The 26,664-nt window shown below is 63.0% G+C and carries 22 protein-coding genes; 8 read left to right on the top strand and 14 right to left on the bottom strand.

Going from position 1 to position 26,664, the window contains the following annotated elements:
* Positions 1-99 precede the first annotated feature (99 nt).
* Positions 100-558: a winged helix-turn-helix transcriptional regulator gene (locus ACIPHM_RS07000; protein ID WP_400326017.1), complete on the bottom strand. Its 459-nt coding sequence runs from the start codon at positions 556-558 to the stop codon at positions 100-102.
* Between the two features lie 165 nt (positions 559-723).
* Here ACIPHM_RS07000 and ACIPHM_RS07005 point away from each other — a divergent pair, with 165 nt between their 5' ends.
* Entirely contained in the window at positions 724-1,725 is a 1,002-nt protein-coding gene (locus ACIPHM_RS07005) for an LLM class flavin-dependent oxidoreductase (protein WP_400326020.1), read from the top strand.
* Positions 1,726-1,837: 112 nt separating this feature from the next.
* On the opposite strand, the gene ACIPHM_RS07010 is transcribed toward ACIPHM_RS07005, so the two are convergent.
* Both ACIPHM_RS07010 and ACIPHM_RS07015 read right to left on the bottom strand, forming a co-directional pair.
* Positions 1,838-3,106, bottom strand: a complete 1,269-nt coding sequence (locus tag ACIPHM_RS07010) for an NAD(P)/FAD-dependent oxidoreductase (protein WP_400326023.1) — start codon at positions 3,104-3,106, stop codon at positions 1,838-1,840.
* An 86-nt stretch (positions 3,107-3,192) separates the two neighbouring features.
* Entirely contained in the window at positions 3,193-4,026 is an 834-nt protein-coding gene (locus ACIPHM_RS07015) for an aldo/keto reductase (RefSeq protein WP_400326026.1), read from the bottom strand.
* A gap of 597 nt (positions 4,027-4,623) precedes the next feature.
* On the opposite strand from ACIPHM_RS07015, the gene ACIPHM_RS07020 reads away from it, so the two are divergent.
* Positions 4,624-5,196 (top strand): cytochrome b, encoded by a 573-nt coding sequence (locus ACIPHM_RS07020; protein WP_400326028.1) that lies wholly within the window; start codon positions 4,624-4,626, stop codon positions 5,194-5,196.
* Positions 5,197-5,375: 179 nt separating this feature from the next.
* Here the strand turns inward: ACIPHM_RS07020 and ACIPHM_RS07025 are convergent, their stop codons facing one another.
* The 3 genes from ACIPHM_RS07025 to ACIPHM_RS07035 form a co-directional block, all read right to left on the bottom strand.
* The gene (locus tag ACIPHM_RS07025) at positions 5,376-7,544 is read right to left on the bottom strand and encodes a TonB-dependent receptor family protein (protein WP_400326031.1); all 2,169 of its coding nucleotides are present in this window, start codon (positions 7,542-7,544) and stop codon (positions 5,376-5,378) included.
* A gap of 182 nt (positions 7,545-7,726) precedes the next feature.
* Positions 7,727-8,224: a DUF2946 family protein gene (locus ACIPHM_RS07030; RefSeq protein WP_400326032.1), complete on the bottom strand. Its 498-nt coding sequence runs from the start codon at positions 8,222-8,224 to the stop codon at positions 7,727-7,729.
* A 225-nt stretch (positions 8,225-8,449) separates the two neighbouring features.
* Complete coding sequence (locus ACIPHM_RS07035) at positions 8,450-9,157, bottom strand: OmpW family protein (protein WP_400326035.1); 708 nt, start codon at positions 9,155-9,157, stop codon at positions 8,450-8,452.
* A gap of 255 nt (positions 9,158-9,412) precedes the next feature.
* On the opposite strand from ACIPHM_RS07035, the gene ACIPHM_RS07040 reads away from it, so the two are divergent.
* The 3 genes from ACIPHM_RS07040 (at position 9,413) to ACIPHM_RS07050 (ending at position 14,458) form a co-directional block, all read left to right on the top strand.
* Positions 9,413-11,902, top strand: a complete 2,490-nt coding sequence (locus ACIPHM_RS07040; protein WP_400326548.1) for a penicillin-binding protein 1A — start codon at positions 9,413-9,415, stop codon at positions 11,900-11,902.
* A 166-nt stretch (positions 11,903-12,068) separates the two neighbouring features.
* A complete protein-coding gene (locus ACIPHM_RS07045; protein WP_400326037.1) occupies positions 12,069-12,980 on the top strand; it encodes a LysR family transcriptional regulator in 912 nt (303 codons plus the stop codon).
* Between the two features lie 272 nt (positions 12,981-13,252).
* Entirely contained in the window at positions 13,253-14,458 is a 1,206-nt protein-coding gene (locus ACIPHM_RS07050) for an NAD-dependent formate dehydrogenase (protein ID WP_400326040.1), read from the top strand.
* 196 nt (positions 14,459-14,654) lie between these two features.
* Here ACIPHM_RS07050 and ACIPHM_RS07055 read toward each other — a convergent pair whose 3' ends face one another.
* From ACIPHM_RS07055 to hppD, 4 genes are all read right to left on the bottom strand, one after another.
* On the bottom strand, positions 14,655-15,374 hold the full coding sequence (locus tag ACIPHM_RS07055) for a glutathione S-transferase N-terminal domain-containing protein (RefSeq protein WP_400326042.1): 720 nt from the start codon (positions 15,372-15,374) through the stop codon (positions 14,655-14,657).
* A gap of 188 nt (positions 15,375-15,562) precedes the next feature.
* Positions 15,563-16,762 (bottom strand): amino acid aminotransferase, encoded by a 1,200-nt coding sequence (locus tag ACIPHM_RS07060; protein WP_400326044.1) that lies wholly within the window; start codon positions 16,760-16,762, stop codon positions 15,563-15,565.
* 169 nt (positions 16,763-16,931) lie between these two features.
* Entirely contained in the window at positions 16,932-18,317 is a 1,386-nt protein-coding gene (locus ACIPHM_RS07065; protein WP_400326047.1) for an amino acid permease, read from the bottom strand.
* Between the two features lie 163 nt (positions 18,318-18,480).
* The gene (gene hppD, locus ACIPHM_RS07070; RefSeq protein WP_400326049.1) at positions 18,481-19,554 is read right to left on the bottom strand and encodes a 4-hydroxyphenylpyruvate dioxygenase; all 1,074 of its coding nucleotides are present in this window, start codon (positions 19,552-19,554) and stop codon (positions 18,481-18,483) included.
* A 322-nt stretch (positions 19,555-19,876) separates the two neighbouring features.
* Between hppD and ACIPHM_RS07075 the strand changes: the two genes are divergently transcribed.
* Both ACIPHM_RS07075 and leuA read left to right on the top strand, forming a co-directional pair.
* A complete protein-coding gene (locus tag ACIPHM_RS07075) occupies positions 19,877-20,380 on the top strand; it encodes an Lrp/AsnC family transcriptional regulator (protein WP_400326052.1) in 504 nt (167 codons plus the stop codon).
* 253 nt (positions 20,381-20,633) lie between these two features.
* Positions 20,634-22,346: a 2-isopropylmalate synthase gene (leuA, locus tag ACIPHM_RS07080; RefSeq protein ID WP_400326055.1), complete on the top strand. Its 1,713-nt coding sequence runs from the start codon at positions 20,634-20,636 to the stop codon at positions 22,344-22,346.
* Between the two features lie 161 nt (positions 22,347-22,507).
* Here leuA and pcaF read toward each other — a convergent pair whose 3' ends face one another.
* From pcaF to ACIPHM_RS07095, 3 genes are all read right to left on the bottom strand, one after another.
* Positions 22,508-23,710 carry a 3-oxoadipyl-CoA thiolase gene (gene pcaF / locus ACIPHM_RS07085; RefSeq protein WP_400326057.1) on the bottom strand — a complete coding sequence of 401 codons (1,203 nt, stop codon included), beginning with the start codon at positions 23,708-23,710 and terminating at the stop codon, positions 22,508-22,510.
* 133 nt (positions 23,711-23,843) lie between these two features.
* Complete coding sequence (locus tag ACIPHM_RS07090) at positions 23,844-24,494, bottom strand: CoA transferase subunit B (protein ID WP_400326550.1); 651 nt, start codon at positions 24,492-24,494, stop codon at positions 23,844-23,846.
* A 33-nt stretch (positions 24,495-24,527) separates the two neighbouring features.
* The gene (locus ACIPHM_RS07095; protein ID WP_400326059.1) at positions 24,528-25,205 is read right to left on the bottom strand and encodes a 3-oxoacid CoA-transferase subunit A; all 678 of its coding nucleotides are present in this window, start codon (positions 25,203-25,205) and stop codon (positions 24,528-24,530) included.
* A 308-nt stretch (positions 25,206-25,513) separates the two neighbouring features.
* Here ACIPHM_RS07095 and ACIPHM_RS07100 point away from each other — a divergent pair, with 308 nt between their 5' ends.
* Entirely contained in the window at positions 25,514-26,314 is an 801-nt protein-coding gene (locus ACIPHM_RS07100; protein ID WP_400326062.1) for an IclR family transcriptional regulator, read from the top strand.
* Positions 26,315-26,417: 103 nt separating this feature from the next.
* Here the strand turns inward: ACIPHM_RS07100 and ACIPHM_RS07105 are convergent, their stop codons facing one another.
* On the bottom strand, positions 26,418-26,627 hold the full coding sequence (locus ACIPHM_RS07105; protein WP_400326064.1) for a DUF2783 domain-containing protein: 210 nt from the start codon (positions 26,625-26,627) through the stop codon (positions 26,418-26,420).
* Positions 26,628-26,664 lie beyond the last annotated feature (37 nt).

The raw sequence follows: 26,664 nt of genomic DNA on the forward strand, positions 1-26,664 counted from the left end.
ACATGACCACTGTCTCAGATAAACGTGAAATGGGCAACCTCGCGGTGGGCGAGATTGATGCCGTGGCGTGGCGCGGGAGGAGGCGCGCCGCGGATGCGGTTAGGTGGCGTGCGGGGCGCGTGGGGCGGGAGCGAGGTCTGCGTCGAGCGGGGCGGCGGTGTCGTCGTCGACGTCGTCCGTGGCGGCACTGTCCTGCGGCGGTTTGCCGCGTCGCAAGCTCAGTTGCGCGAGTACGTCGGCATGCTGATTCCCCCAGCGGTACAGCATTTCGATGGGCTCGATGAACAACTCGCCGAGCGGGGTGAGGGAGTATTCGACTTTGGGCGGCACGACCGCGTAGACCTCGCGGTGAATCAGACCGTCACGCTCAAGCTCGCGCAGCGTCTGCGTGAGCATCTTCTTCGAAATGCCCGGCAAACGGCGCTGCAGCTCTCCGGTGCGCGTGGTGCCGCACTGCAACGCGTAGAGCACCATGCTCGTCCACTTCACGCTGAAGAGCTCCAGCACACGACGCGGCACGCAGGTTTCTTCGAAAACGAAGGGCTCGGGTTTGTTCATGGTAACCAAATGGTGACTATTCAACTAAAAGGTGCCTACTGGGGGTTTTGACCCTTCGTCACTATACTTTGTGGCGATAGTGCGCGTCACCCGGTGTGTCCCTGTGTGAGGAGTCTCTGAAGCGACAGACCGGGTTCACACGCGTGCAGGTAAATGGAGAATCCCATGAGCAGTTTGTCGAAAACGGCCGTCTCGATGCTGGACCTGGTGCCAGTGCGCGCTGGCGGTACGGTGGCCGAGGCCCTGAAACAGTCCACGGAACTGGCCCAGCATGTCGAGCGTCTGGGCTTCACGCGCTTCTGGCTGGCCGAGCACCACAATATGGACGGCATCGCGAGTTCCGCGACGGCACTCCTGATCGGTCACATCGCGGACAAGACCTCGCGCATTCGCGTGGGTTCGGGCGGCGTGATGCTGCCGAATCACCCGCCGTTAGTGGTTGCCGAGAACTTCGGCACGCTCGCCGCGCTGTATCCGGGCCGCATCGATCTCGGGCTGGGACGCGCGCCAGGGGCCGATCAGGCGACAATGCGTGCGTTGCGCCGCGACCGGTTGTCCAACGGCGACGATTTTCCGGAGCAAGTGGCCGAGTTACGGGCCTTGCTTGCACCGGCGCAACCCGGGCAACGACTCGTGGCCACGCCCGGCGCGGGCAGCGATATCCCCGTGTGGCTGTTGGGTTCGTCGTTGTACTCGGCGCAACTCGCGGCGCATCTGGGACTGCCGTATGCGTTCGCGTCGCACTTTGCTCCGCGCTTTCTGTTCGACGCGATTCGAATTTACCGCGAGCTTTTCCGTCCGTCGGCTGTGCTGGATAAACCGTACGTGATGGTAGGCGCACCGGTCATCGCCGCGCCGACCGACGAGGAGGCGGCATTCCTCGCGACGTCGTCGCAGCAGAAGATTCTCGCGCTCATGCGCGGCCACAGCCTGAAGTTGCAGCCGCCCGTAAACGATATGGACGCGCGCTGGGATCCGGCTGAACAACATTCCGTCGAAGCGTTCCTCGGCGTGGCCGTCGTGGGTGGGCCGGAGCGTATCAAGGCGGGTCTGTCCGATCTGGTCGAGCGCACCCAAGCCGACGAATTGATGCTCGTCACCGATATCTACGATCCGGCGCTGCGACTGCGCTCGTGCGATATTGTCGCTTCCGTCTGCAAGGACTGAGCGTATCGGGTATTGGCTCAGGTCGACGCGGAATGCGCGGGTGCCGTGCTCGGTCGTCTGCACTGGCGCATCCGGTCAACCCTGCCGACATTGGCGAGGTGCGTCGGCTTCGTTAGCGAAACCGTCCGATGGAGAACGGCGACAGGTCGATGGCAGGTCGTTCGCCACTCACCAGACCCGCGATCGTGCGTCCTGTGGACGCCGCCGCCGTCAGACCGACGTGACCGTGTCCAAAGGCATAAAAGGCATTCGGCACCTTCGACGCGGCACCGAGTACCGGCAAGGAGTCGGGCGTGCTCGGACGGAAACCTTGCCAGCGGGCGCCGTCGACCGATTGCATCGACTTCGCGCCTTGCACCGCGCCGGGAAACATCTTGTGAAGCTGGCCGAGCAGCAGATCGGCGCGTCGCCAGTTCGGCGGTGCTTGCAGCCCTGCAAGTTCGACAGTCCCCGCGCCACGAAGGCGGCCGTTCATCGGCGTAGCGAACAACTTGCCTTCGGCCCACATCACCGGCCGTGAGGGCATTTCGTGCGGCGCCGGAATCTCCACGTGATAACCGCGTTCGGTGTCGAAGACGACGCTGTCGCCCAACTGACGCACGAACGGCGCCGACCATGCGCCTGCTGCGACGACCACGGCGCTTGCCGGTTCACGTCCCTTGTCGGTATGCACGGCCACCGCTTGCGCACCGTTGGTTTCGATGGCGGTGGCCGCAGCGTCGACGACACGTCCTCCGCGCGCGACCACCTGTGCGGTCAGCCTCGCCAGCAGCGCTCCCGGATCGAGCGTGTGTCCCGTTTCGCTGATGTAGCGTGCACCGACGAAGTCGTTCGACAGCGTAGGTTCAAATTCGTGGAGCGCGCCTGCATCGAGCGTCTCGATTTGCACGCCGTTCTCACGACGGAGCGCCATCCCGCCTTCGTCTCCCGACATGCCGCGCTGGCTGGAGTAAGCGATGAGATAGCCGCGGCGCGTGACCAGATCGTTTGCACCGGCATCGTCGAGCAACGGTTGATAGGCGTCGAGGGCAGGGCCGAGCAGGGCGCGCAACGCGCGTGCCTGTTCTGTAACGCGAGCGGGCTGACTCGCGGCGATGAACCGCAGCAGCCACGGGACCATGCGTGGCAGATAGCGCCAGCGCAGCACGAGCGGGCCGTCCGGTTGCATCAGCCAGCCGGGTACTTGCCAGAGGACACCGGGCATGGCGATGGGCACGACCGAGGAACCGTTGATGCAGCCGGCATTGCCGAGTGAGGCTGCCTGCCGCGCCGATTGCCGATCGACGAGGATGACGGCGTGTCCTGCACGCTGAAGATAAGCAGCGGTACATACGCCGACCAAGCCACCCCCGATCACGACGACGGGACGTGAATCGCTCATGAAGCCGTCCTGCATAAAAGACGAAAGCGCCTAGTGTACTGCGTGCTGCATGTGTGACCGAACCCCTTCAAAATTCACGAGTGCTCTCAGATCATCTCCAGCGGACGTTTGCGCGACGGCCCTTCGAAATGATGGTTGAGCAACGCCAGTTCCTCTGTCGTCAGCTTGATGTCGTGCGCCGCACGATTGGCGCGTACATGAGCTTCGGAACCCGCTTTCGGGATAGCAATGACGCCGGACTGATCGAGTACCCAGGCCAATGCGATTTGCAGCGGCTCGACGTGGCGCTTGCGGGCAATCTCGCCAAGGACGCCGGTCGTCGGCAGTCGCCCTTGTTCGATAGGCGAATACGCCATCATCGGCAGCCCCTTCGCGGCGAGCCAGGGTTTCAGATCGTACTCGGGGCCGCGTCGCGAAAGGTTGAACAACACCTGATCGGTTGCGCACGCGTCGCCTCCCTGCGCGTCGAACAATTCTTCCATGTCGTCCGTATCGAAGTTGCTCACGCCCCAATAGCGGATCTTGCCCGCGTCGCGCAATGCTTCGAAGCCCGCAATCGTCTCTTCGAGCGGCACGTCGCCACGCCAGTGCAGCAGATAGAGATCGATGCGGTCGGTGCGCAGACGCCCGAGGCTTCGCTCGCACGCCGCAATGACGCCATGCCGCGACGCGTTGTGCGGATAAACCTTGCTCACGAGAAATATGTCGTCGCGCAGACCATCGAGTGCTTCGCCAACGAGATTCTCCGTCGTCCCTTCGCCGTACATTTCGGCGGTGTCGACTAGTGTCATGCCCAGCGAGACGCCCAGTCGCAACGCGGCGATTTCGTCACGACGCCGCTCCGGCCTCTCACCCATCATCCATGTGCCCTGACCGAGCACCGGTACGGTGTCGCCTTGGGGAAACGAGATCTTTCGCATGGTCTGTCCTCCGGGATGTTTGTAAGCATTATCTGCCTGCAACTCGAGCGATGACCAGTACCGTGAGGGCCTGGCGCAACACTTCGCGGTGTCGTCCTATCTTTGGGCTCGGATTCGTCCTAGACAGAGTGCGGACATTGCCGCTTTTGCATTCGTACACACATTCTCTCGGATAGTTCACAGACCTTTAGTTGCACTGCCGCGATAAGCTGGCCTCACCGATGCACATGGCGAATGTTGCTCCGCAGCGAGACGGCTCGGTGATGGCTCCAGCGATGTGCGTCGGGCCGTGGTCGAGCCTTGAGGAGACAGGAGGAAGGAATTTATTGCGGAGATAAAAAGAAAGCCCTGCGAGCAGGGCTTTAAAGGCCGGCCGAGAGAGCACCGGCCAAGGAGGTTCATCGAAGGGACACCGAGATCGCGCTCTTTGTGTGCGCCGAGGCGTATTGTCGGCATAGCCGCTTGACTTATGGGAGGGAGGAATCCGAATGTCGGGAGGAAACTTCGCGTAACAAAATGTGACGATTTGCGACCTTCTCGCGTCACAGGACGGGCGCGATAATGGGGGCTATCCCAAACCAGAGGAGTCCACCCGAGATGGCAAAAGCGATGAAGTTTCATTCGCCCGGCTCGCCGTTGTCGTCCGTTGGGCGCTATACGCCCCCCGCGATCTTTTTTCACTGGGTGGTCGCTTTGCTGATCGCGATTGCGTATGCCGCCGTCATCACGAAGGGGTATTTGCCCAGAGGCAGCGCCCCGCGAGCGTTGTCCATGACGATCCACGAGTGGGCCGGGATCGCGGTACTGGTGCTGGCGGTGCCGCGACTGTTATGGCGATTGATCGCGGGCGCACCGGCGGCGCTCCCGGGTCAGGGATGGCTGGTGCGCATGGGGTCGGCGGCCGTGCATTTACTGCTCTACCTGTTTTTGTTTGCGCAGCCGGTGCTGGGTTATCTGACGCTGAATGCCGGCGGGCATGTTCTCATCATCCCGGGGCTGGATATCGCACTGCCGCAGTTCGTCGGAAAGGACACGGAACTGCGCCGGTCGATCAAGGAAATTCACGAGACGCTGGGCACCGCGTTCTACTGGGTGATTGGTCTGCATGCGCTGGCGGCGCTGTGGCACCACTACTTCCGGCGCGACGACACGCTGCGCCGTATGCTCTGAGCGTCCTTCGGTGCAAGGAATGCCGTAAGACCCTGCGCGACGCCGTGATGGCCGTCGCGCAATCCGGGTGAGTGGGGCTGGGTTCGTCACACCGGAATCAGTTCGGGCGCGGGAGCCTGAATCAGTGCCTGAATCGGCTTACTCGCCCGAGACTCAATCGGCGTGCGTTTAACGCCCGGTCAGAACGCCAACCGCACGCCTGCGAACACGCTGCGGCCGTCGCCGGGATAGAACACGGCGGTGTTGGCGGTGCGGGCATCGGTCACGGTGCTGAGGTCCGAGACGTAGCGCTTGTCGGTCAGGTTACGTGCATCGACATAGAACGTAACGCCGCGCTGAACCAGGTACGACGCCTGCAAACCGATCAGCGTGTAGCCGGGCACGCGCATGGTGTTCGCGTAGTCGACCCATGCGCCGGTCGGCACCCAGTCGAGCGAGGCGGCGATCTGGAAGCGATCGGTCAACGCATAGCCGAGGGTCGTGCGCAGCACGTTCGTCGGCACACCGGCGATGCGGTTATTGCCGTACTGCGGGTCGTCGCGGAAGCGGAAGTCGCTGTAGTTCCAGATTTGCGCCAGCGTCACACGATCGCCGGTGGCGAGCACGTTCTTGAACACATCGACCGACGCGCCGACTTCGAGACCCTGCAACACGGTCTTGTTCGCGTTGAACGTGGATGCCGGGATGTCGGGAGATGTCGTGTACTGGAGCAACTGATCGCGGACGAGCGAGCGATAGGCGGTCACGTCCCACGCCACGCGATCGAGCTTGCCGCGAGTGCCCGCTTCAATCGTCCAGGCATGCTGCGATGCGAGCGGAACGAAGCGAGACGTTGCGCCGAATGTTTGCGACAGGTCGGTGAAATCGGGCACGTCGGCGCTGCGCGTGACGTCGATGAACGCCTGAACATCCTTGCGCGGCTCCCAGAGCAGACCGATCTTGGGATTGACGCCCGAGTAGGCGGCACTCGTCGAACGATAGTTGGTGTCGCCGGGCACGCCACCGTAATCGAAGTATTGGCGAACATCGCGATAGGCCTTTGCGCCGACCATCAGGCCGAGAGTTGGCAGGAAGAACAGGCGGTTCTCGAAATACGCCTCGTAGTTGTACGCGCTTTGACGGGAGTCGAGCGTCTGCGCGCCGCGATTGCCGTTCACGTTGACGTACTGATTGGCCTGTGTGTTGCCGCCGAAGAAGCGCGCACCGACGATCAGGTCGTTGCGCATGCCGGCAAGCGTCAGATTGGCCGTGTAGCGCGGGGCCACGCCGTAGGTCCAGCCGTCCTGATCGAGCACCTGAAAGATCGGGTGATACAGGCTCTTGTGGATCACCCACGACGCGATGTCGAGCTGGCCGACATCGAAGCGGATGGTCGTCAGGTTGCCGAGTCGCTCGGTGCGTGAGTTACGCGCCTGGTCGCCGGTGACGGACGATGCGGCGGCTTTCGTCGGATTGTTGAGCGCGTCGAACAGCGACAGCGTGCCCGGCAGCTTCTGATCGACGATGTACGCGCCGAAGAAGAATCGTGTTTCTACGCGCGGCGAGAATTTGTAGCCGAGGTTCGCGTTGATCTGGGCGTAATTGCCCTTGGCGTGATCGCGATAGCCGTCCGAGCGATTGAGGGTGACGGTCGCGAGGGCGTCCAGCGGACCGAAGATGCGCGACATCTGGCCGCTCGCACGAACCGTGCCGAAGCTGCCGCCTTCGAGGCGGAACTGGTTGGGGGCGTCTGCGGTGTAGGCCGTCGGTGTGACGAAATTCAGGGCGCCGCCGAGGGTCGTCGAACCGTAGGTGAGGCCATTGCCGCCCTTGTAGATTTCGGTCGAGCGCAGCCCCATCGGGTCGATCTGATAGTAGTCGCCGCTACCGTCGGCCGAGTTGGTCGGAATGCCATCCTGAAGGATTTCGAGGCCGCGCACATGGTACCCGCGGGCAATGCCCGAGCCGCGAATCGACACACGTAGTTCCTGCCCGTAGCGGTTCTGCACAAAGACGCCCGGGCTGTCCTTGAGAACGTCGCGCAGGTTGAAAGCGTAGGTGTTCTGATACGAATCGGCGTCGACGAAACCGACGGAGCCCGCCGTCTGGAAGAGGTTCGCTTTCTGGTCGGCAACGCTGGGAGACGTGAGCGACTCCGCCTGCGCAGTCACGTTCGTGACGGGCAAGGTGGCTGCCGGGGCGCCACCGTCGACGGCGACCCTCGTGCCGGTCGCGGCGAGATGGATGACGGCATCGGTGGCGGAATCGGCGACGGGATCGGTGGTGAGTGCGTGTGCGGTGCCGCCCAGCGAGGCAAGGGCGAGCGCGATGGCCGTTTGCAACGGCTTCTGCGTCATGGAACGTGACATGAATGTCTCTCTCGCGACCGCTAAGCGGCCGCCTGATGATCGTGGGTGCCGAATGCACCTGATGAACGCAATGCACGCAACGCATCCACGCGACAAGCGTGAACGACGAAACGAGCATCAACGCCCGGTGCGTTCGGCGCAAGCTCCCGGCATTGACAGCCAATGACCGGAAGTCGGGAGGATCAGAGGGAGAGAACGGGCGGTGCGCGCGCTAAGGCGTCGGAGAAACGGGCGCGCGGGTAGTGCGGTATCGACGCTCGGGGGGCGTCGTCGATGCCAGCCTGCGCGACGGGCGGGAGGGACAGAAAATCGGTGGTGACGAGCGGCTGATGGGCCCAGAGTGCGCAGTAGCCGCACTTCTCCCAATGGTCTGCCGAGGCGAGCGAATGATCGGCGCCGCCGTGACTGCTGTGCAGACCTGCGGCCTGCGAGTGAGCGGGAGGGGCCTGGGCGTCGTCGTGGCCGGTGTGGCCGTCGTGGGCCTGTTCGCGCTGGGCTTCGGCGCGCGGTGTCGTCGCCGTTCCCAGTGCCGCCTGTGTGCCCTGCACCGTGCAGTAGACCGCGAAAGGGTCCTGCTGCATGGCGGCCCGCCACTGCGCAATCGCAGGCATGAGCGCTGCCAGCAGGATCGCCAGCAGGGCGATCCCGATTGCGACGCGATGCTGACGGAGCTTGCGCATGCCTTGACCGGGTTAGGGGCTGAGCGATGTGATGGTGAAATCACATCAATGTGAACATCAGGGAACCAGGCATTGTAGGTGCTGTCGTCGCGCGGCGTAAATGCTTTGCGTTCTCATGTAGGGAGGGCGCGACAATTTGCCGCATCGCCTGCCGGAACCGGAAAAAAAGGAGCGCCACGGCCCCCCAGCGCGTGGCGCTCCCCACCGGAACGGAACGTCGGAGCGTTAGAACTTCACGCCCACACCAACGCCGACGATCAGCGGGTCGATGTGCAGCGTGCCGAGATCGGTGCCCGCGAGCGAGGTGTCCGTCTTCATCCAGATCTTCTTGATGTCGAAGTTGAAGAACAAGCGCTTGGTCATCTGAATGTCCACGCCGGCCTGCAGGGCTGGACCGACGCTGTGGTTCTTGATCGAGATTGGCGTGCCGCCCGCGTTCAGGTTGCTGTTCCAGAAACGCGTGTAGTTGATACCCGCACCGACATACGGACGCACCTTGCCTGCGTGGTTGAAGTGGTATTGCAGCAGCAGGGTCGGCGGCAACACGTTCACACCGCCGAGATGGCCGAGGTTGGACGTGAGCTGATGGCGCGACATGCCGAGAATGAGTTCGACACCGACGTTGTCGAGAATCATGTACGTGAAGTCGAGCTCGGGCACGATGGCGTTGTTCACGGTCACGCCGAGCGTCGGCAGCACGCTGCCGCTCGCGTGCGAGTCCGGCAGGATGCCGATGGCACGCACCCGCGCGAGGATGTCGCCGGCATAGATGCCTTGCGAGCTGTCCTTGATGAAGCCGAAGGTCTTTCCCGTCTCGGGGGCGGCGTCGCCGGATGTCTGTGTGGTGGTTTGCGCCGTGGCAGCGTTGCTGAAGAAGGCGGCACCGGTAACCAGCGCGGTTGCGATTGCCGCGGCGCCGAGGGAGTGCTTCATGGTGTTTTCCAAAGTCGTGAGTGAGCACGACCGATGGTAGAAGCAGGTGACGCCGGCGGACTTGATGCGCGTCAAGCGCGGGAAAACGCGTGTGCATTGTGCGACAAACTGTCGCGCGGGTCGGGGGGCTGTGCGTTTTGGTAGGATGCGGACTTTGCCACGCGTTCCCCCATCGTGAAGCGCCCGATTTCGTCGCTGCTGTCATCGCTGTTTGCATCGCTTCTCCATGCCCTCGTCCGAGCGGGACGGTATGGTCTGCGTCTTTTGCAACCCCTGCAACCATATGCGGCTCGCGCCTGGTATCACCTGCGCCACCCCACGCGTCGGGGCGTCCTTATCGCGATTGCGGCACTACCGTGTCTGCTCGTCGCTTACACGCTGATCCTGATCCCGTTCACGCCGAGCATTCGCGATATCCGCCGCGCGAAAGTCGACCAGCCGGCACAGGTGCTGTCTGCCGACGGCAAGCTCATCGCCGAGTTCCGGCCGTCGAATCGCGAATGGGTGTCGATCAAGGATGTCTCGCCGAATGTGGTCAAAGCGCTGGTGTCGACCGAGGATCACCGCTTTTACGAGCACCACGGCATCGACTTGAAGCGTACGGCGGGGGCGGCCTTGCGCACGTTCTCGGGTGACCGTCAGGGCGGCTCGACCATTACGCAGCAGCTCGCACGCAATCTGTATCCGGACGACATCGGCCGCGCCCCCACGCTTACCCGCAAGATCAAGGAAGCGATTACCGCGCTCAAGATCGAGGCGCTGTACACGAAGCCGGAGATTCTCGAAACGTACCTGAACACGGTGCCGTTCCTGTACAACGCGTACGGCATCGAGATGGCGGCGCGCACGTATTTCGACAAGTCGGCCGATCAGCTTGATGTCGTCGAGGCAGCCACGCTCGTCGGCATGCTCAAGGGCAATAGCTATTACAACCCGGTGATCAATCCCGAGCGCGCGCTGCAACGCCGTAATACCGTGCTCGCGCAGATGGTCAAGTACGGGGATCTCGACGCGTCGAAACTCGCCGCGCTGCAAAAGCGTCCGCTGCGCATCGACTTCGAGCGTCAGACGCAGGAGCCGGGGCCCGCGCCGCACTTCGCGCAACAACTGCGAAAATGGCTGATCGGCTGGGCGGATCGCAACGACTACAACATCTATTCAGACGGTCTGGTCGTGCACACCACCATCGACTCGCGTTTGCAGACGATGGCGACGCAGGCGCTCACGCGTCAGGCAAATCAGTTGCAGGGCATTGCCGATGCGAACTGGTCGGCGCGCGGCGGCTGGCGTGACAGCACGGCGCTGGTGCAGGCATTCGTGCGCGAGTCGGCCGAGTATCGCAATGCGGTGACTGGCGGCGAAGCGCCCGAGGCGGCCATGAAACGTCTGCTCGCCGACAAGACCTTTATGCAGAATCTGCGCGTGACGAAGACTCGCGTGCAAGCCGGGTTCCTGGCCATCGATCCGCGCACGGGCGAGATTCGCGCGTGGGTCGGCAGCCGTGACTTCACGACCGATCCGTTCGATCACGTGCAGCAGGCACGCCGTCAGCCGGGGTCGACGTTCAAGCCATTCGTGTACGGTGCGGCCTTTATCAAGGGACGCAAGCCGGACGACACCATCGTCGATCAGACCGTCGAAATCCCGCTGGCGGGCGGCGAGATCTGGCGACCGAGCGACGACACGGCGCCCACCAACAAGCCCATGAAGCTGAGCGACGCGCTCGCGCAATCGCGTAACACGGTGACTGCGCAGTTGATGCAGGACGTGGGGCCATCGCGCGTGGCGGGACTGGCGCGCGCGATGGGCGTGCGTGAGAGCAAGCTCGATCCGGTGCCGTCGCTGGCGCTGGGCACGAGCCCGGTGTCGCTCAAGGAGATGGTGGCCGCCTACGGCACGATCGCGGACGGTGGCGAGTATCGCGAGCCGACCATGGTCACCGAAATCACGAACAGCGAAGGCGACGTGCTGGCGACGTTCTCACCGGCGCGTCCCGAGCGTGCGCTATCGGAGAACGACGATTACACGCTGCTCGACACGATGCGTGGCGTTGTCAATCGCGGCACGGGCAACGCGATCCGCACGCGTTTCGGAATTCGCGCCGACGTGGCGGGCAAGACCGGGACGACGCAGAACAATACCGACGGCTGGTTCATCCTGATGCAGCCGCAGTTGGTCGCCGGGGCGTGGGTCGGCTTCAACGACAGCCGTATCACGCTGCGCAGCGATTACTGGGGGCAGGGCGCACACAGCGCGTTGCCGATTGTCGGGGATGTGTTCTCGCGGGCGTTGCGTGCCAAGGTGATCGACGCGAACGCGAAGTTCGAAGCGCCGGACAACCGTCACTGGTACAGCGATTGGTGGACGCGCGCCTCCGATTGGGTGACGGGGCGCTTCGCGAAGACGCCGGAGCCCTGGCCGAAGGCACCGGTAAAGCGTCCGGCAGCTCCGGCGCCGGCGCCTGCACCCGCACCCACGATATCGACGCCTGGCGCCGCGAGCGATGCCGGGCCGTTGCCCGTGCCGGTGGCGTCGGCGGTGCTGGCGCAGCCGGAGTACGCCCCACCGGCGAGCGCCCCCCACGGCACCACGATCCCGGGCGTGCCGGGCGAGTGGAACGGGCCGGGCGGCTCGTCTGCGACGGGCGCCACAGGCGCGTCCGCCCCGGCTGTCGGAACCATGTTCCCGCCGCCCGCCGCACCTCAGAGTCCCGCATCGTCGGGTTCCACGGCCCCCGGCCAGTAAGCGTGTCTGCCGCCCGGTGGCTCACCGGGCGGATTCCCCATAACAGTTATGCCACATTCTCATGACTGACCCGTCATGGCTTGCGCTATATTCATAACGATATAGCGGTAGCGGATGCATCTGCCGCGACATCGCCGACATTCGGCATCGGGGGAGGACGCAAGCCATGTTTATCCGGCAGTTGAGTTATCTCGTGGCGCTCTCGCAGGCGCAGCACTTCCGTCGCGCAGCGGAGTTGTGCAACGTGTCGCAGCCGACACTCTCCGGCGCGATCCGTAGCATCGAAGAGGAATTCGGCCTGCCGATCGTGCGACGCGGTCGCCGCTTCGAAGGTTTTACGCCGGAAGGCGAGCGGGTGCTGGCTTGGGCGCGTCAGGTGCTGGCCGATTGCGAAGGTCTGCGTCAGGAGGCGAGTGCAAGCCGACGTGAAGTCACCGGCTGCCTGCGCATCGGCGCCATCCCCACGGCGTTGCCGCTCGTCCCGCTGCTCACGGACGCCTGTCTGCGCGACTTCCCCGGCATGCGCCACGAGGTCTACACCCTGTCTGCGACCCAGGCGCTGCGTCAACTCTCCGAACTCGATCTGGACGTCGGCCTGAGTTACCTCGACGATCCACGTTTGCGCGAGTTCGAGACCATCTCTCTGTTCCGCGAACGCTATGTGCTGATCGCCCGCGACGAATCCGCGCTGGCCGCACGCACGTCGCTCTCGTGGCACGAAGCCGCGAAGCTGCCGCTGTGCCTGCTCACGGGCAATATGCAGTGCCGGCAGGGGATCGATGCCGCGTTGGCGCGTGCGGGGACATCGGCGTCACCGCGCGTGGAGACGGACTCGCTCATGGCGCTGTACGCGCATGTGCGATGCGCGGGACTGTTCAGCATCGTGCCGCACAGTGTGTTGTGTCTGGCGGAGATGCGCGACGAGCTTCACGCCATACCGCTGCAACCCGCGCTGCACCGCGAGATCGGTCTGATCCTGCGCGAACGGCAGCCACGTCCGCCTTTGCTCGAAGCGGCCGTCGCCGCATTCCGGTCCGTGGATCTGCAATCAAGGCTGGACTCGCTGCTGCCTGCATGACGCTATGACGCTATAACGGCGTACGGCATATCCGCAGCCCCGAGCTGCCGCATAGCGTGCGGTCACGACGCTATCCACCCGAAACGAAACACCGGCCGATATCCGCACACTCTCCCCTGGGTCGGGGCATTGATAGGTCTCACCGATCAACCGATCGGCCGGAACGATTTTCCAGACGAGACACATACACCGATCATTGGCCTCAATGCAGCGACGACGTCATACGCCGCCAAGCAGACATCTTGCAAATAACCATTCAGGAGCGAGACATCATGGCCAAGATTGTGTGTGTACTGTACGACGACCCCGTCACCGGATACCCGAAGACCTACGCCCGCGACGATCTGCCGAAGATCGAGTGCTACCCCGACGGTCAGACGTTGCCGACGCCGCGCGCCATCGACTTCCAGCCGGGCGCGCTGCTCGGTAGCGTGTCGGGCGAACTGGGCCTGCGCAAATACCTCGAATCGAACGGGCACCAGCTCGTGGTCACGTCGAGCAAGGACGGCGACAACAGCGTGCTCGATCGCGAACTGGCCGACGCCGAAATCGTGATCTCGCAACCGTTCTGGCCCGCCTACATGACGGCCGAGCGTATCAAGTGTGCGAAGAAGCTGAAGATGATCGTGACTGCCGGCATCGGCTCGGACCACACCGATCTGCAAGCTGCCATGGAGCACGGCATCACGGTCGCGGAAGTCACGTATTGCAACAGCAACAGCGTTGCCGAACACGTCATGATGACGACGCTTGCTCTCGTGCGTAACTACCTGCCGTCGTACAACTGGGTGCTCAAGGGCGGCTGGAACATCGCCGATTGCGTCGAGCGTTCGTACGATCTGGAGGGCATGCACGTGGGGACGGTGGCCGCAGGGCGCATCGGTCTGCGTGTGCTGCGTCTGATGAAGCCGTTCGGCACGCATCTGCATTATCTCGATCGCCACCGTCTGCCGGAATCGGTCGAGAAGGAACTGAACCTCACGCACCACACGAGCCTGGAGAGCCTGGCGAAGGTTTGCGACGTGGTCACGCTGAACTGCCCGCTGCACCCGGAAACGGAGCACATGATCAACGCCGACAGCCTGAAGCACTTCAAGCGCGGCGCGTATCTGATCAACACCGCACGCGGCAAGCTGTGCGATCGCGACGCCGTGGCAGCCGCGCTCGAAAGCGGCCAGCTCGCCGGTTATGGCGGCGATGTGTGGTTCCCGCAACCGGCGCCGGCCGACCACCCGTGGCGTCACATGCCGCACCATGGCATGACGCCGCACATCTCCGGCACGAGCCTCTCCGCGCAGACGCGTTACGCCGCCGGAACGCGCGAAATCCTGGAGTGCTATTTCGAGAACCGTCCGATTCGCAACGAGTATCTGATCGTGCAGGGCGGCAAGCTCGCAGGCGTGGGCGCGCACTCGTACAGCGCCGGTAACGCCACGGGCGGCTCGGAGGAAGCGGCTCGCTTCAAGAAGTCGGCCTGACGGGCATGTCAGACGTTCAGGTTCACCGCAGTGACGTAGTGCTGATGTAGTTCCTGGCAGTACCCGCCGGGTCGTCGGTCCGACGTCCGGCGGTGCATGACCTCCTCGTGCAACATCGCGTTCTCAGGCCGGTCATCTCATCGATGCACCGGCCTTTTTTACGTGATGCGATTACGTGACGCGACTTGCCGTGCGCTCAGGCGGGGCGCTTCGGAATGTCGAGCCCGCGAATCACTGCGGCACGCGCAACGAATGCGCCGAGGGCACGCTGCACATTCTTGAACTGCTCGAAGTCCACCAGCTCCCCCGCTTCATAGAAGCCGATGAGGTTGCGAATCCACGGGAACGTGGCAATGTCGGCGATGCTGTATTCGTCGCCCATGATCCACTGACGATCGGCCAGATGCGCGTCGAGCACGCCGAGCAGGCGCTTCGATTCGGCGACGTAGCGGTCGCGCGGGCGCTTGTCCTCGTATTCCTTGCCGGCGAATTTATGGAAGAAGCCCAGTTGGCCGAACATCGGGCCGACGCCACCCATCTGGAACATCACCCATTGCAGCGTCTCGTAACGCGCGGCCGGATCGACGGGCAGCAGCTTGCCGGTCTTCTCGGCGAGATACCAGAGAATTGCGCCCGACTCGAACAGCGGCAGCGGCTTGCCGCCGGGACCGCTCGGATCGAGGATCGCGGGAATCTTGTTATTGGGGTTGAGCGACAGGAATGCCGGCGTGAACTGGTCGTCGGTCTGGAAGCTCACGAGATGCACTTCGTAGGGCAGACCGATTTCTTCGAGCATGATCGATACCTTCACGCCGTTGGGCGTGGGCAGCGAATACAGTTGCAGACGCTCGGGATGCGCAGCAGGCCACTTGCGCGTGATCGGAAACTGGGACAAATCGGGGGACTGATCGGACATGGGGATCGTTGCATTCGTGATGAGCGGTCAACAACGCCGCGGAGCGCTCAATATAACGCCAAGCGCGTCGGTGTGCTGGCGACGGCGTCGACCCCGCGCGCACACGCGCCCGGCGGGGGCACAAAAAAAGGACGGTGTGTGCCGTCCTTTTTCCTTGCTTGCTTCCGATGTCGGATGTCGACCGACGCTTACGCGTTGTTCAGCACCTTGGCAATGCTGTCGGCCACCACAGCGACGTTGTTATTGTTCAGCCCGGCCACGCACATACGGCCCGAGCGAATCAGGTAGACGCCATGTTCGTCACGCAGCACATCGACCTGCGCTGCCGACAGGCCGGTGTACGTGAACATGCCGCGTTGCTCCAGATAGCGCGAGAGCATGTGGTCCGGCACGTGGCCGCGCAGGTCTTGATGGATCGCACCGCGCATGCGCATGATGCGCTGGCACATCGTCGAGAGTTCGTCTTCCCACGACTTGCGCAGTTCCGGCGTGCTCAGCACCTTGGCGACGATCTTCGCGCCATGCGTCGGCGGATTGCTGTAGTTCGAACGCACCGCGCTCGTGAGCTGACCCAGCACGCGATCGGCGGCTTCCGGCGATTCGCAGATGACCGACAGGCCGCCGCAACGCTCACCGTACAGCGAGAAATTCTTCGAGAACGAATTGGCGACGAAAGCCGGCAGGCCCTGACACGCCAGTTCGCGAATCACAAATGCGTCGGCGTCGATGCCCGAGCCGAAGCCCTGATACGCCATGTCCACGAACGGGAGCAGTTCGCGCTTCTTGAGCACGTCGATCAGTTGCACCCACTGGGCGTTGTTCAGATCGACGCCGGTCGGGTTATGGCAGCAAGCGTGGAGCAGCACCACACTGCGTGCGGGCAGCTTGTCGATGGCGTCGACCATGGCTTCGAATTGCAGGCCGCCGGTGGCTTCGTCGTAATACGGATACGTATTCACGGTAAATCCGGCGCGCTCGAAGATGAAGCGGTGGTTGTCCCACGTCGGGTCGCTTACCCACACTTGCGAGTCCGGGAAGTAACGCTTGATGAAGTCGGCGCCGACCTTCAGGGCGCCCGAGCCGCCGAGCGTTTGCACCGTGGCGATGCTGCCGCTCTTGCGTGCGGGCGAGTCGTCGCCGAACACGAGACCTTGCACGGCGTCGCGATAGTTGGCGAAACCGGCCATCGGCAGATACGGCTTCGGACCGACTTCGGCCAGCAGCAGCGCTTCGGCCTGACGCACCGCGTTCATGACCGGCAGACGGCCATCGTCGTCGTAGTAGATGCCGATGCTCAGGTTGACCTTGTTGGCACGCGGATCCTTCGCGAAATTCTCGTTGAGCGAGAGGATCGGGTCACCGGGATAGGCATCGATATGTTCGAACATGGCAGTTCCTGGATAAACGAAAGAAAATCGGTGATGCAGGCTCGTGGGAGCCGACAGGCCAGCCAAGGTCGAGCGATCCCGGCGGTGGCAAACGGTTGATGATACCGCTAGTGCGTGATTGCCGGGTGCGCGCCGGGCGGTGGACGCCCGGCGTGATGCGTTGATTTTTTTAACGCGTTGCGCTGACCGGAACCGGGGCGGCGCTGTTTTTCTGACGCAGGCGATAACCGACGCCGAGCACGACCAGCCACACGGGGATCAGGTAGACGGACAGGCGCAGGTCCGGGATCAGGAACATCACCACGAGAATGCCGGCGAGGAACACCAGACACAGGTAGTTCGTGAGCGGATAGCCGAGGCTCTTGAACACCGTCGTCTCACCCTTATGCGCCTTGGCGCGACGGAACGCCAGGTGGATCACGCTGATCATGGCCCAGTTGATGATGAGCGCGGAGACGACCAGACCCATCAGCAGTTCGAACGCCTTGCCCGGCATGAAGTAGTTGATCACCACGCACACGGCGGTGGCGGCCGCCGAGACCCCCAGCGCTGCGAGCGGAATGCCACGGGCGTTGACCTTGAGCAGTGCACGCGGCGCGTTACCCTGACCGGCCAGACCATAGAGCATGCGGCTGTTGCAGTACACGCCGCTGTTGTAGACGGACAGGGCGGCGGTCAGCACCACGGCGTTGAGCACGTTGGCGACGAAGTTGCTGTTGAGCTCATGGAAGATCAGCACGAACGGGCTGCCACCGGTCACGACCTTTTCCCACGGATACAGCGAGAGCAGCACGCCGAGCGCGCCCACGTAGAAAATCAGAATACGGTAGATGACCTGATTGGTCGCGCGCGGAATGGTGCGCGACGGATCGTCCGCTTCCGCCGCCGTAATGCCGACGAGCTCCAGTCCCCCGAAGGAGAACATGATCACGGCCATCGCCATGACGAGACCCGACACGCCGTTCGGGAAGAAGCCGCCGTGCTGCCACAGGTTGGCCACGCTGGCCTCGGGCCCTGCGTTGCCGGAGAAGAGCAGATAGCCGCCGAACCCGATCATGCCGACGATGGCGGCGACCTTAATGATGGCGAACCAGAACTCCATCTCGCCATACGATTTCACACTGGAGAGATTGATCGCGTTGATGATGCCGAAGCACACGAGCGCCGAGACCCATGTGGGGATCGCAGGCCACCAGTACTGAACGTAGATGCCAACGGCGGAGAGCTCGGCCATCGAGACCAGCACATAGAGCACCCAGTAGTTCCAGCCGGACACGAAGCCCGCGAACTGACCGCAATACTTGTTGGCGAAGTAGCTGAACGAGCCGGCGACGGGTTCGTCCACGACCATTTCACCGAGCTGGCGCATGATGAAAAACGCGACGATGCCGGCAATGGCGTAGCCCAGCAGGACTGATGGGCCGGCGGTCTTGATGGTTTGAGCGATGCCGAGAAAGAGGCCGGTGCCGATCGCGCCACCCAGCGCGATCAATTGGATGTGGCGATTCTTCAGGCCGCGATGAAGCGAGCCTTCTTGTGCTGCGTTGGCGGACATGTCTGTTCCTTTCCCTGGCTTTATTGCAATCGGCGCGTTTCTCTGTTTTCGTTCGGTATGAACGAACCGGAACCGTAGAGCCGCCACGGCGCGGCGCTTTTGACGCCGTCGCCGTGTGCTTTGGGATCGTTCGCGCGAGCGAACGACCGTGTCTCCCCTGAACTCAGACCTTGAGCGTGCCGCGCTCGATCTGGTCGCGCTCGAGCGATTCGAACAGCGCCTTGAAGTTGCCTTCGCCGAAGCCGTCATCGCCTTCGCGCTGGATGAACTCGAAGAACACCGGGCCGAGCAGGGTCTTCGAGAAGATCTGCAACAGCAGACGCGGTTTGCCGTTTGCGGTCGTGCCGTCGAGCAGAATGCCACGTGCCTTGAGCTCGCCGACCGGCTGACCATGACCCGGCAGGCGGGTCTCGAGCGCATCGTAATAGAAGTCGTTCGGGGCGGTCATGAGATCGACGCCGGCCATTTGCAGGCGATCGATGACCTCGATCAGATTGTCGGTGAGGAACGCAATGTGCTGAATGCCTTCGCCGTTGAACGCCATCAGGAATTCCTCGATCTGGCCGCTGCCCTTGGCCGATTCCTCGTTCAGGGGAATGCGGATTTTACCATCCGGCGCGGTCATCGCCTTGGACGTCAGGCCCGTGTATTCCCCCGAAATGTCGAAGTAGCGGATCTCGCGGAAATTGAACAGCTTCTCGTAGAAATTGGCCCAGTACGCCATGCGGCCGCGATAGACGTTATGCGTCAGGTGATCGATCTGGCGCAAGCCGTGGCCTACCGGATGACGATCCACGCCATCGAGGTATTCGAAGTCGATGTCATAGATCGACTTGCCTTCCTCGAAGCGGTCGATCAGGTACAGCGGCGCGCCGCCAATGCCCTTGATCGCCGGTAGACGCAGTTCCATCGGACCCGTCTCGATCTCGACCGGCTGAGCGCCGAGCTCAAGTGCGCGGGCGTAGGCTTTGTGCGAGTCCTTCACGCGGAAGGCCATGCCGCAGGCGCTCGGGCCGTGTTCGGCAGCGAAATAGGCTGCGTTGCTGTTCGGCTCGCGGTTCACGATGAAGTTGACGTCGCCCTGGCGGTACAGCAGGACGTCCTTGGAGCGATGGTGCGCCACGAGTGTGAAGCCCATCTGTTCGAAAATGGGCTCGAGAACGTTCGGCGTGGGCGAGGCGAATTCCACGAATTCGAAGCCCATCAATTGCATCGGATTTTCAAACAGGTCGGCCATGATCGTCTCGGTTGGGGGAGGTGATATTTGTAGGGGTAGATTCGTTGGACGCGTGCGTTGCGCGGTGGTTGTCCCGCAGTGCGGAGCGGAATAACTTCGGCGGTGAAACAAAATTGTGTTTTGCCGACCGATGAGTCGGGAAATGGCAATTCAGTCGTTCCGTTCGTCGAAACCCTTGCTGCAGCATGGGTCACGCGTATATTTTCATCTTTCCATGACGGACAGTGTAAGTGCCTCGCGACAAAATAGGATTTCGTAACCGGCTAGGGAAACCCTAAGTTATGCACTAATATTTCTAAGACGTGGCAAATGGGAAATAAAAGTGCACAACATCGAGATCGATCGAATTGACTTACACCTGCTGGCGATTTTGCAGTCCAACGGGAGAATGTCGAATCTGGAACTGGCCGAGGAGATCAGTCTCTCGCCTGCGCAGACCCTGCGGCGTCATCGCCGGTTGGAACAAATGGGCGTGATCAAGGGCTACGACACGCGGCTCGATGCGCAACGACTCGGTCTCGGCGTCGTCGCGTTCGTCCATGTGACGATGGAGCGGGGCCATATTCGCGATCTGTTGAAATTCAAGGGACTGGTCGCGGAACTGGCGCAGATTCAGGAGTGCTTCTCCGTGACGGGCGACATCGACTACGTGCTCAAGGTCGTTGCCCGCGATCTGAAGGCGTTGTCCGAATTTCTGCTCGATACGCTGATGCGCATTCCCGGCGTGAGCGCGGTCAAGTCGAGCGTTTGTCTCGACGAGATCAAGTGCACCTCGGCGGTGCCGCTGAAGGAGTGGGAATGTCACAAGGTGACACATCATGGTTGACAGCGTCCGAAATTGTGTGATCTCATGTGCGACATGATCACCGCGCAATTCTCCCTCTCGCTACGACTACTAGCCCGCTCCACCGGGCTTGGTCCGTTGCTGCGCGCGTGCATCGTCTGAATTCCTCACTGAAGCACCGCTGATTTTCCCCAGTTACGCCGACCTGAGCCCCGGTTCATCCAACCGGAGGTCGTAGCTTATCTGCGTCTGTGCGTCGTCCGGTTGACACTTTTGCTGACAATCGAGACCCGCCATGTTGAAGAACCCTGCCACGAAGTACCGCCCTTTCACTCCGGTCAACATTCCGGACCGACAGTGGCCGAATCGCACCATCACGCGTGCACCGATCTGGATGAGCACCGATCTGCGTGACGGCAATCAGGCGCTCTTCGAGCCGATGGACGCCCAGCGCAAGATGCGCATGTTCAAGACGCTCGTCGCCATTGGCTTCAAGGAAATCGAAGTGGCGTTCCCGTCGGCATCCGACACCGATTTCAACTTCGTGCGTGAGCTGATCGAAGGCGGTCATATCCCCGACGACGTCACCATCGAAGTCCTCACGCAAGCCCGCGACGACCTCATCGAACGCACGTTCGCCTCGCTCAAGGGCGCACCGCGCGCGATCGTTCACCTCTACAACGCCACCGCCCCCGAATTCCGCCGCATCGTTTTCAACCTCGACCAGCCGGGCGTGAAGGCGCTCGCCGTGTCTGCCGCCAAGACGATCAAGCGCTGCGCCGACGCCGCCCCCGACACGCAATGGACGCTGCAATACAGCCCCGAGACGTTCACCGGCACCGAACTCGAATTCGCGAAGGAAGTTTGCGACGCCGTGTTCGACGTATGGCAGCCGACGCCGGAGCGCAAGTCCATCGTCAACTTGCCGGCCACGGTGGAAATCGGCACGCCGAACTTCTACGCCGACCAGATCGAGTGGATGCACCGTAACCTCGCTCGTCGCGATTCGCTGATCCTCTCGGTTCACCCGCACAACGACCGCGGCACGGCCGTGGCCGCGGCCGAGCTGGCCGTGATGGCCGGCGCCGACCGTATCGAAGGTTGCCTCTTCGGCAACGGCGAGCGCACCGGTAACGTTGATCTCGTCACGCTCGCGCTGAACTTGTACACGCAGGGTGTCGACCCGGGCCTCGACTTCTCGAACATCAACGAAGTGGCTCGCACGTCGGAAGAATGCACGCAGTTGCCGGTGCATCCGCGTCACCCGTATGTCGGCGATCTGGTCTTCACCGCGTTTTCGGGCTCGCACCAGGACGCCATCAAGAAGGGCTTCGCCGTGCAACAACCGGACACGTTCTGGGAAATGCCGTATTTGCCCATCGATCCGAGCGATCTCGGCCGCACGTATGACTCGATCATTCGCGTGAACAGCCAGTCGGGCAAGGGGGGCATCGCCTACTTGCTCGAGCAGGCGTATGGCGTGCAGATGCCGCGTCGTTTGCAGGTCGATTTCAGCTCGGCCGTGCAGCGCTACACCGACGAGACGGGCGCAGAAATCACCGCGCCGCAGATCTGGCAACTGTTCCAGAAGGAATATGTGGCGTCCAACGAGCCGGTCGCCTATATCGGTCACACGCTCTCGGAGCGCGACGGCCGTCAGCACATCACGTTGACCGTCGACATTCAAGGTCAGCGCACCACGGTGTCTGGCACCGGTAACGGTCCGCTCGATGCACTGATGCACGCGATGCGTACGCCGGTGCGTGTGCAGCACTACGAGGAGCGCGCGCTCACGCAAGGGGCCGACGCTCGCGCCATTGCCATTGCAGAGATGGCAGGCGAGACCATCGTCGGCAGCGCGTTCGGTGTGGGCATCGATGCAAATCTGACGACGGCGTCGATTCGCGCGGTCATCAGCGGCATCAACCGTGCTTATGCCCGCAGCGAAGCCGAGGCGCAGGCCACGTTCTTCGACGCCGTTATGCGCGACGTCGCCAAGGCCGTCTGAGCGCTCAGCACAACAACAGGAAGGACGGAAAGAAGGAGACAGAAGGGCAGACGAGTCCCGCGCGGCACTGATCGTGCGCACGGGACTCCGGTGCGGCGTAGCGAGACTTACCCAGTCCCGCACGCGTGCTCCGGCCCGGAAACATCGGCGGTGCAGTTGTCTTACACCGCTTCGATGGCGATAGCGATGCCTTGGCCGACCCCAATGCACATCGTACACAGCGCAAAGCGACCACCGGAACGCCGCAGCTGATACATCGCCGTCGTGACCAGACGTGCGCCGCTCATGCCGAGCGGATGGCCCAGCGCGATGGCGCCGCCATTCGGATTGACGCGCAGATCGTCGTCGGCCACGCCAAGTTGTCGCAACACGGCCAGGCCCTGGCTCGCAAACGCTTCGTTGAGTTCGATGACGTCGAACTGATCGAGCGACATACCGAGCCGCGCGAGCAGTTTTTGCGTTGCGGGAGCCGGACCGATGCCCATGATGCGCGGTGCTACCCCTGCCGTCGCCATGCCCAGTATCCGGGCACGCGGCGTCAGGCCAAAGCGCGCCGCACTCGCCTCGTCTGCCAGCAGCAGAGCGCAGGCGCCGTCGTTGACGCCAGAAGCGTTACCGGCGGTCACGGTGCCATCAGGGCGTACCACGCCCTTGAGTCTGGCGAGCGCTTCCATGCTCGTCGCACGCGGGTGTTCGTCGCGATCCACCACGATCGCTTCACCCTTCTTCTGGGCGATGGACACCGGCGTGATTTCCTCGGCCAGCGTGCCGTTCGCCTGAGCGCGCGCGGCCTTCTCCTGCGAACGCACGGCAAAGCGATCCTGATCTTCACGGCTGATGCCGAACTCGGTCGCCACGTTCTCGCCCGTCTCGGGCATCGAATCCACACCGTACTGCGCCTTCATCAACGGATTGACGAAGCGCCAGCCAATGGTCGTGTCGTAAATCTCCGCCTGACGCGAAAACGCGCTCGCCGCCTTGCCCATCACGAACGGGGCACGGCTCATGCTCTCGACCCCGCCTGCCAGCATCAGACCCGCTTCGCCTGCCTTGATGGCGCGTGCAGCGGTGCCGATGGCGTCCATGCCCGAGCCGCACAGGCGGTTGAGCGTGGCGCCCGGCACGTCTTGCGGCAGTCCCGCGAGCAGCGACGACATACGCGCCACATTGCGGTTGTCTTCGCCCGCCTGATTGGCGCAACCGAAGATCACGTCGTCGACCTGGGGCCAGTCGACGTTGGCATTGCGCGCCATGAGCGCTTTGAGGGGGATGGCGCCGAGGTCGTCGGCACGCACCGACGACAGCGCGCCGCCGTAGCGGCCGATAGGGGTGCGAATCGCGTCGCAGATAAAGACTTCACTCATTTGTCTACCTCACGGAATGGCGAATAGCGGATAGCGGATAGAGATTCGCGGGGGAATCTCTCACGTCAAAAAAATCGCCGGGTGACATCACGGTGTATCGAGCGGTGTCCCGGCGAGGGTGTCTTGCGCAGCGTCAGGCAACGGCCGGTGAGGGCAGTAGCGTCACACCGGTCAGACGTTGTAGTTCGTCGAACGATAGGCCGTCGACCATATCGACCACGCGCAGCCCTTCGGGCGTGACGTCGATCACAGCGAGATCGGTATAGATGCGCGTGACGCAACCCACGCCCGTGAGCGGATAAGTGCATTGCTCGACGAGCTTGCTCTCGCCCTGCTTGGTCTGGTGTTCCATCATGACGAACACCTGCTTCGCGCCGCTGGCGAGATCCATCGCGCCGCCAACGGCCGGAATCGCATCGGGTGCGCCGGTGTGCCAGTTGGCGAGGTCACCCGTCTTCGAGACCTGGAACGCGCCCAGCACGCAGAAGTCGAGGTGGCCGCCTCGCATCATCGCGAACGAGTCGGCGTGGTGGAAGAACGCGCCGCCCGGCTTGAGCGTGACGGGTTGCTTGCCGGCGTTGATGAGGTCTTCGTCCTCTTCGCCCTTGGCGGGGGCCGGGCCCATGCCGATCACACCGTTCTCGCTCTGGAGAATGATTTCCTTCTCGGCGGGCAGGTGGTTGGCAACGGCCGTCGGCAGGCCGATGCCGAGGTTCACATAGGCGCCGTCGGGAATATCCTGGGCGACGCGGGCGGCCATCTGGTCGCGGGTCAATCGGTTCACATGGCTCATGGAGTGCTCCGGTTCAGATGCGGATCAGGCGCGTGCGGCGCTCGGCACCGCGACCACGCGTTGAACGAAGATGCCGGGCGTGACCACGGCTTCCGGATCGAGATCGCCCAGCTCGACGACGTCGTCCACCTGAACGATGGCGCACTTCGCCGCCGTGGCCATGATCGGGCCGAAGTTGCGGGCGGTCTTGCGGTACACGAGGTTGCCCCAGCGATCGCCCTTGAGCGCCTTGATGAGTGCGAAGTCGGCGTGGATCGGCGATTCGAGCACATACGATTTGCCGTCGATCACGCGCGTTTCCTTGCCTTCGGCGAGCAGCGTGCCGTAGCCGGTCGGTGTGAAAAAGCCGCCAATGCCGGCGCCCGCGGCCCGAATGCGCTCGGCGAGGTTGCCCTGCGGCACCAGTTCCAGCTCGATCTTGCCCGCGCGGTAGAGCCCGTCGAACACCTGCGAATCGGTCTGACGCGGGAACGAGCAGATGATCTTGCGCACGCGCCCGGCCTTGAGCAGGGCGGCGAGGCCCGTCTCGCCGTTCCCGGCGTTGTTGTTGACGATGGTCAGATCGCGCGCGCCCTGATCGATCAGCGCGTCGATGAGCGCCGAGGGCATACCGGCGTTGCCGAAGCCGCCAATCATGATCGTCGCGCCGTCGTGAACGTCCGCGACCGCGCTGGCGAGCGAGTCGTAAATCTTGTTGATCACACGTGCCTCCTGGGCATTTCCATCATTTCCACCGAACTGATGCGCTGGCGCACACCCGCCCCTGTGGGCTGTCTCCCGGCGATGGCGTCTTGTGCGGCGGCATCGTCTGGTTCACAATGTTCTTACAGAGAACAAATATTCGCTATAAGAACAGCGTAAGCCTTCCCATGTCGGGCGTCAAGCGAGGACCGGCCCGGGGGGGGGCTTGCGATATCCAGGCAGTGAGATGGCTTGTGTCGCGCGGTAGAACCGTTGACGCAAATCCATTACGCTTGCCGTTCACGCGAAGATAGCCAACAACTGAATACATGAGCCCTGTGACGAACGACCCTACCGAACCGACCGACAAGAAGCCGGGCGACTCTTATGTGCAGTCGTTTGCGCGCGGGCTGGCTGTGGTCAAGGCGTTCAACGCAGCGCGGCCGGCGCAGACGCTTTCGGAAGTCGCGCAGGCGTCCGGCCTCACGCGTGCCGGGGCGCGCCGCATTCTGCTCACGCTCGAAGCGCTGGGTTATGTGCGAAGCGAGGGGCGCCTGTTCCGGCTCACGCCGCGCATTCTCGACCTCGGCTTTTCCTATCTGACGTCGATGCCGCTGTGGAATCTGGCCGAGCCGTTCATGGAAGCGCTGGTCCAGCAGGTGCAGGAGAGCAGTTCGGCGTCGGTGCTCGATGGCGACGACATCGTCTATGTGCTGCGCGTGCCGGTGCGCAAGGTGATGTCGATCAACCTGTCGATCGGCAGCCGTCTGCCTGCGTGGTGCACATCGATGGGACGAGTGATGCTCTCCGCGCTGCCCGACGACGAACTCGACGCGGTACTGCGCCGCGCCGAGCTGCGTCAGCACACGCAACGCACCGTTACCGACATCGACACCTTGCGCGAACGCATTCTCGGCGTGCGCGCGAAGGGCTGGGCGCTGGTCGATCAGGAACTGGAGGAAGGGCTGATCTCGATTGCGGCGCCGATTCGCAATCGCGCCGGTCAGGTGATCGCGGCGATGAACGTGAGCGGTCAGGCCAACCGAACGTCTGCCGCCGAAATGGAAGCCAAATTCCTCGCGCCCCTGCAACAGGCGGCGCAGAAGATTTCACAGATGGTGGTGGTGTAACGTCCGCCTGCGCGGCACGCACCGCGTCAGCCAAAAACAGACGGGGCGCTCGGTGATCGAGCGCCCCGTTTGGCTTGGGGGACGCAGGCGAGCCGCCCGACGATCAGTGTGCCGGGTTGCCGAGCGCCCCGGCGCGGGCCAGACGAATCGCCGAGAGCAGCGTGTCGTGATCGCCGACCTGATTGGCGAGCAGCAGAATCAGTTGCGCGTTGGCGGCCTGACTTTGCGCGTCGTCGAGATCGCGATGCATGTCGATCAGGGCTTCGTAGAAATCGTCCGGACGGGTCAGACGCGGTTGTGTGTCGAGTGCCATCAAGTATCTCCTTCCTGCGATATCGGTGTGATCCGGG

This window comes from Pandoraea sp. NPDC087047 (assembly GCF_044745225.1).
Lineage (GTDB): Bacteria > Pseudomonadota > Gammaproteobacteria > Burkholderiales > Burkholderiaceae > Pandoraea.

Excerpts from the sequence above, each read along its gene's own strand:
- ACIPHM_RS07045 (WP_400326037.1), top strand. The coding sequence starts at position 12,069 with ATGTTTATCCGGCAGTTGAGTTATCTCGTGGCGCTCTCGCAGGCGCAG.
- pcaF (WP_400326057.1), bottom strand. The coding sequence starts at position 23,710 with ATGAGTGAAGTCTTTATCTGCGACGCGATTCGCACCCCTATCGGCCGC.
- ACIPHM_RS07060 (WP_400326044.1), bottom strand. The coding sequence starts at position 16,762 with ATGTTCGAACATATCGATGCCTATCCCGGTGACCCGATCCTCTCGCTC.
- ACIPHM_RS07030 (WP_400326032.1), bottom strand. The coding sequence starts at position 8,224 with ATGCGCAAGCTCCGTCAGCATCGCGTCGCAATCGGGATCGCCCTGCTG.
- ACIPHM_RS07005 (WP_400326020.1), top strand. The coding sequence starts at position 724 with ATGAGCAGTTTGTCGAAAACGGCCGTCTCGATGCTGGACCTGGTGCCA.
- ACIPHM_RS07010 (WP_400326023.1), bottom strand. The coding sequence starts at position 3,106 with ATGAGCGATTCACGTCCCGTCGTCGTGATCGGGGGTGGCTTGGTCGGC.
- ACIPHM_RS07035 (WP_400326035.1), bottom strand. The coding sequence starts at position 9,157 with ATGAAGCACTCCCTCGGCGCCGCGGCAATCGCAACCGCGCTGGTTACC.
- ACIPHM_RS07065 (WP_400326047.1), bottom strand. The coding sequence starts at position 18,317 with ATGTCCGCCAACGCAGCACAAGAAGGCTCGCTTCATCGCGGCCTGAAG.
- ACIPHM_RS07025 (WP_400326031.1), bottom strand. The coding sequence starts at position 7,544 with ATGTCACGTTCCATGACGCAGAAGCCGTTGCAAACGGCCATCGCGCTC.
- leuA (WP_400326055.1), top strand. The coding sequence starts at position 20,634 with ATGTTGAAGAACCCTGCCACGAAGTACCGCCCTTTCACTCCGGTCAAC.
- ACIPHM_RS07105 (WP_400326064.1), bottom strand. The coding sequence starts at position 26,627 with ATGGCACTCGACACACAACCGCGTCTGACCCGTCCGGACGATTTCTAC.
- ACIPHM_RS07020 (WP_400326028.1), top strand. The coding sequence starts at position 4,624 with ATGGCAAAAGCGATGAAGTTTCATTCGCCCGGCTCGCCGTTGTCGTCC.
- ACIPHM_RS07050 (WP_400326040.1), top strand. The coding sequence starts at position 13,253 with ATGGCCAAGATTGTGTGTGTACTGTACGACGACCCCGTCACCGGATAC.
- hppD (WP_400326049.1), bottom strand. The coding sequence starts at position 19,554 with ATGGCCGACCTGTTTGAAAATCCGATGCAATTGATGGGCTTCGAATTC.
- ACIPHM_RS07000 (WP_400326017.1), bottom strand. The coding sequence starts at position 558 with ATGAACAAACCCGAGCCCTTCGTTTTCGAAGAAACCTGCGTGCCGCGT.
- ACIPHM_RS07100 (WP_400326062.1), top strand. The coding sequence starts at position 25,514 with ATGAGCCCTGTGACGAACGACCCTACCGAACCGACCGACAAGAAGCCG.
- ACIPHM_RS07055 (WP_400326042.1), bottom strand. The coding sequence starts at position 15,374 with ATGTCCGATCAGTCCCCCGATTTGTCCCAGTTTCCGATCACGCGCAAG.
- ACIPHM_RS07015 (WP_400326026.1), bottom strand. The coding sequence starts at position 4,026 with ATGCGAAAGATCTCGTTTCCCCAAGGCGACACCGTACCGGTGCTCGGT.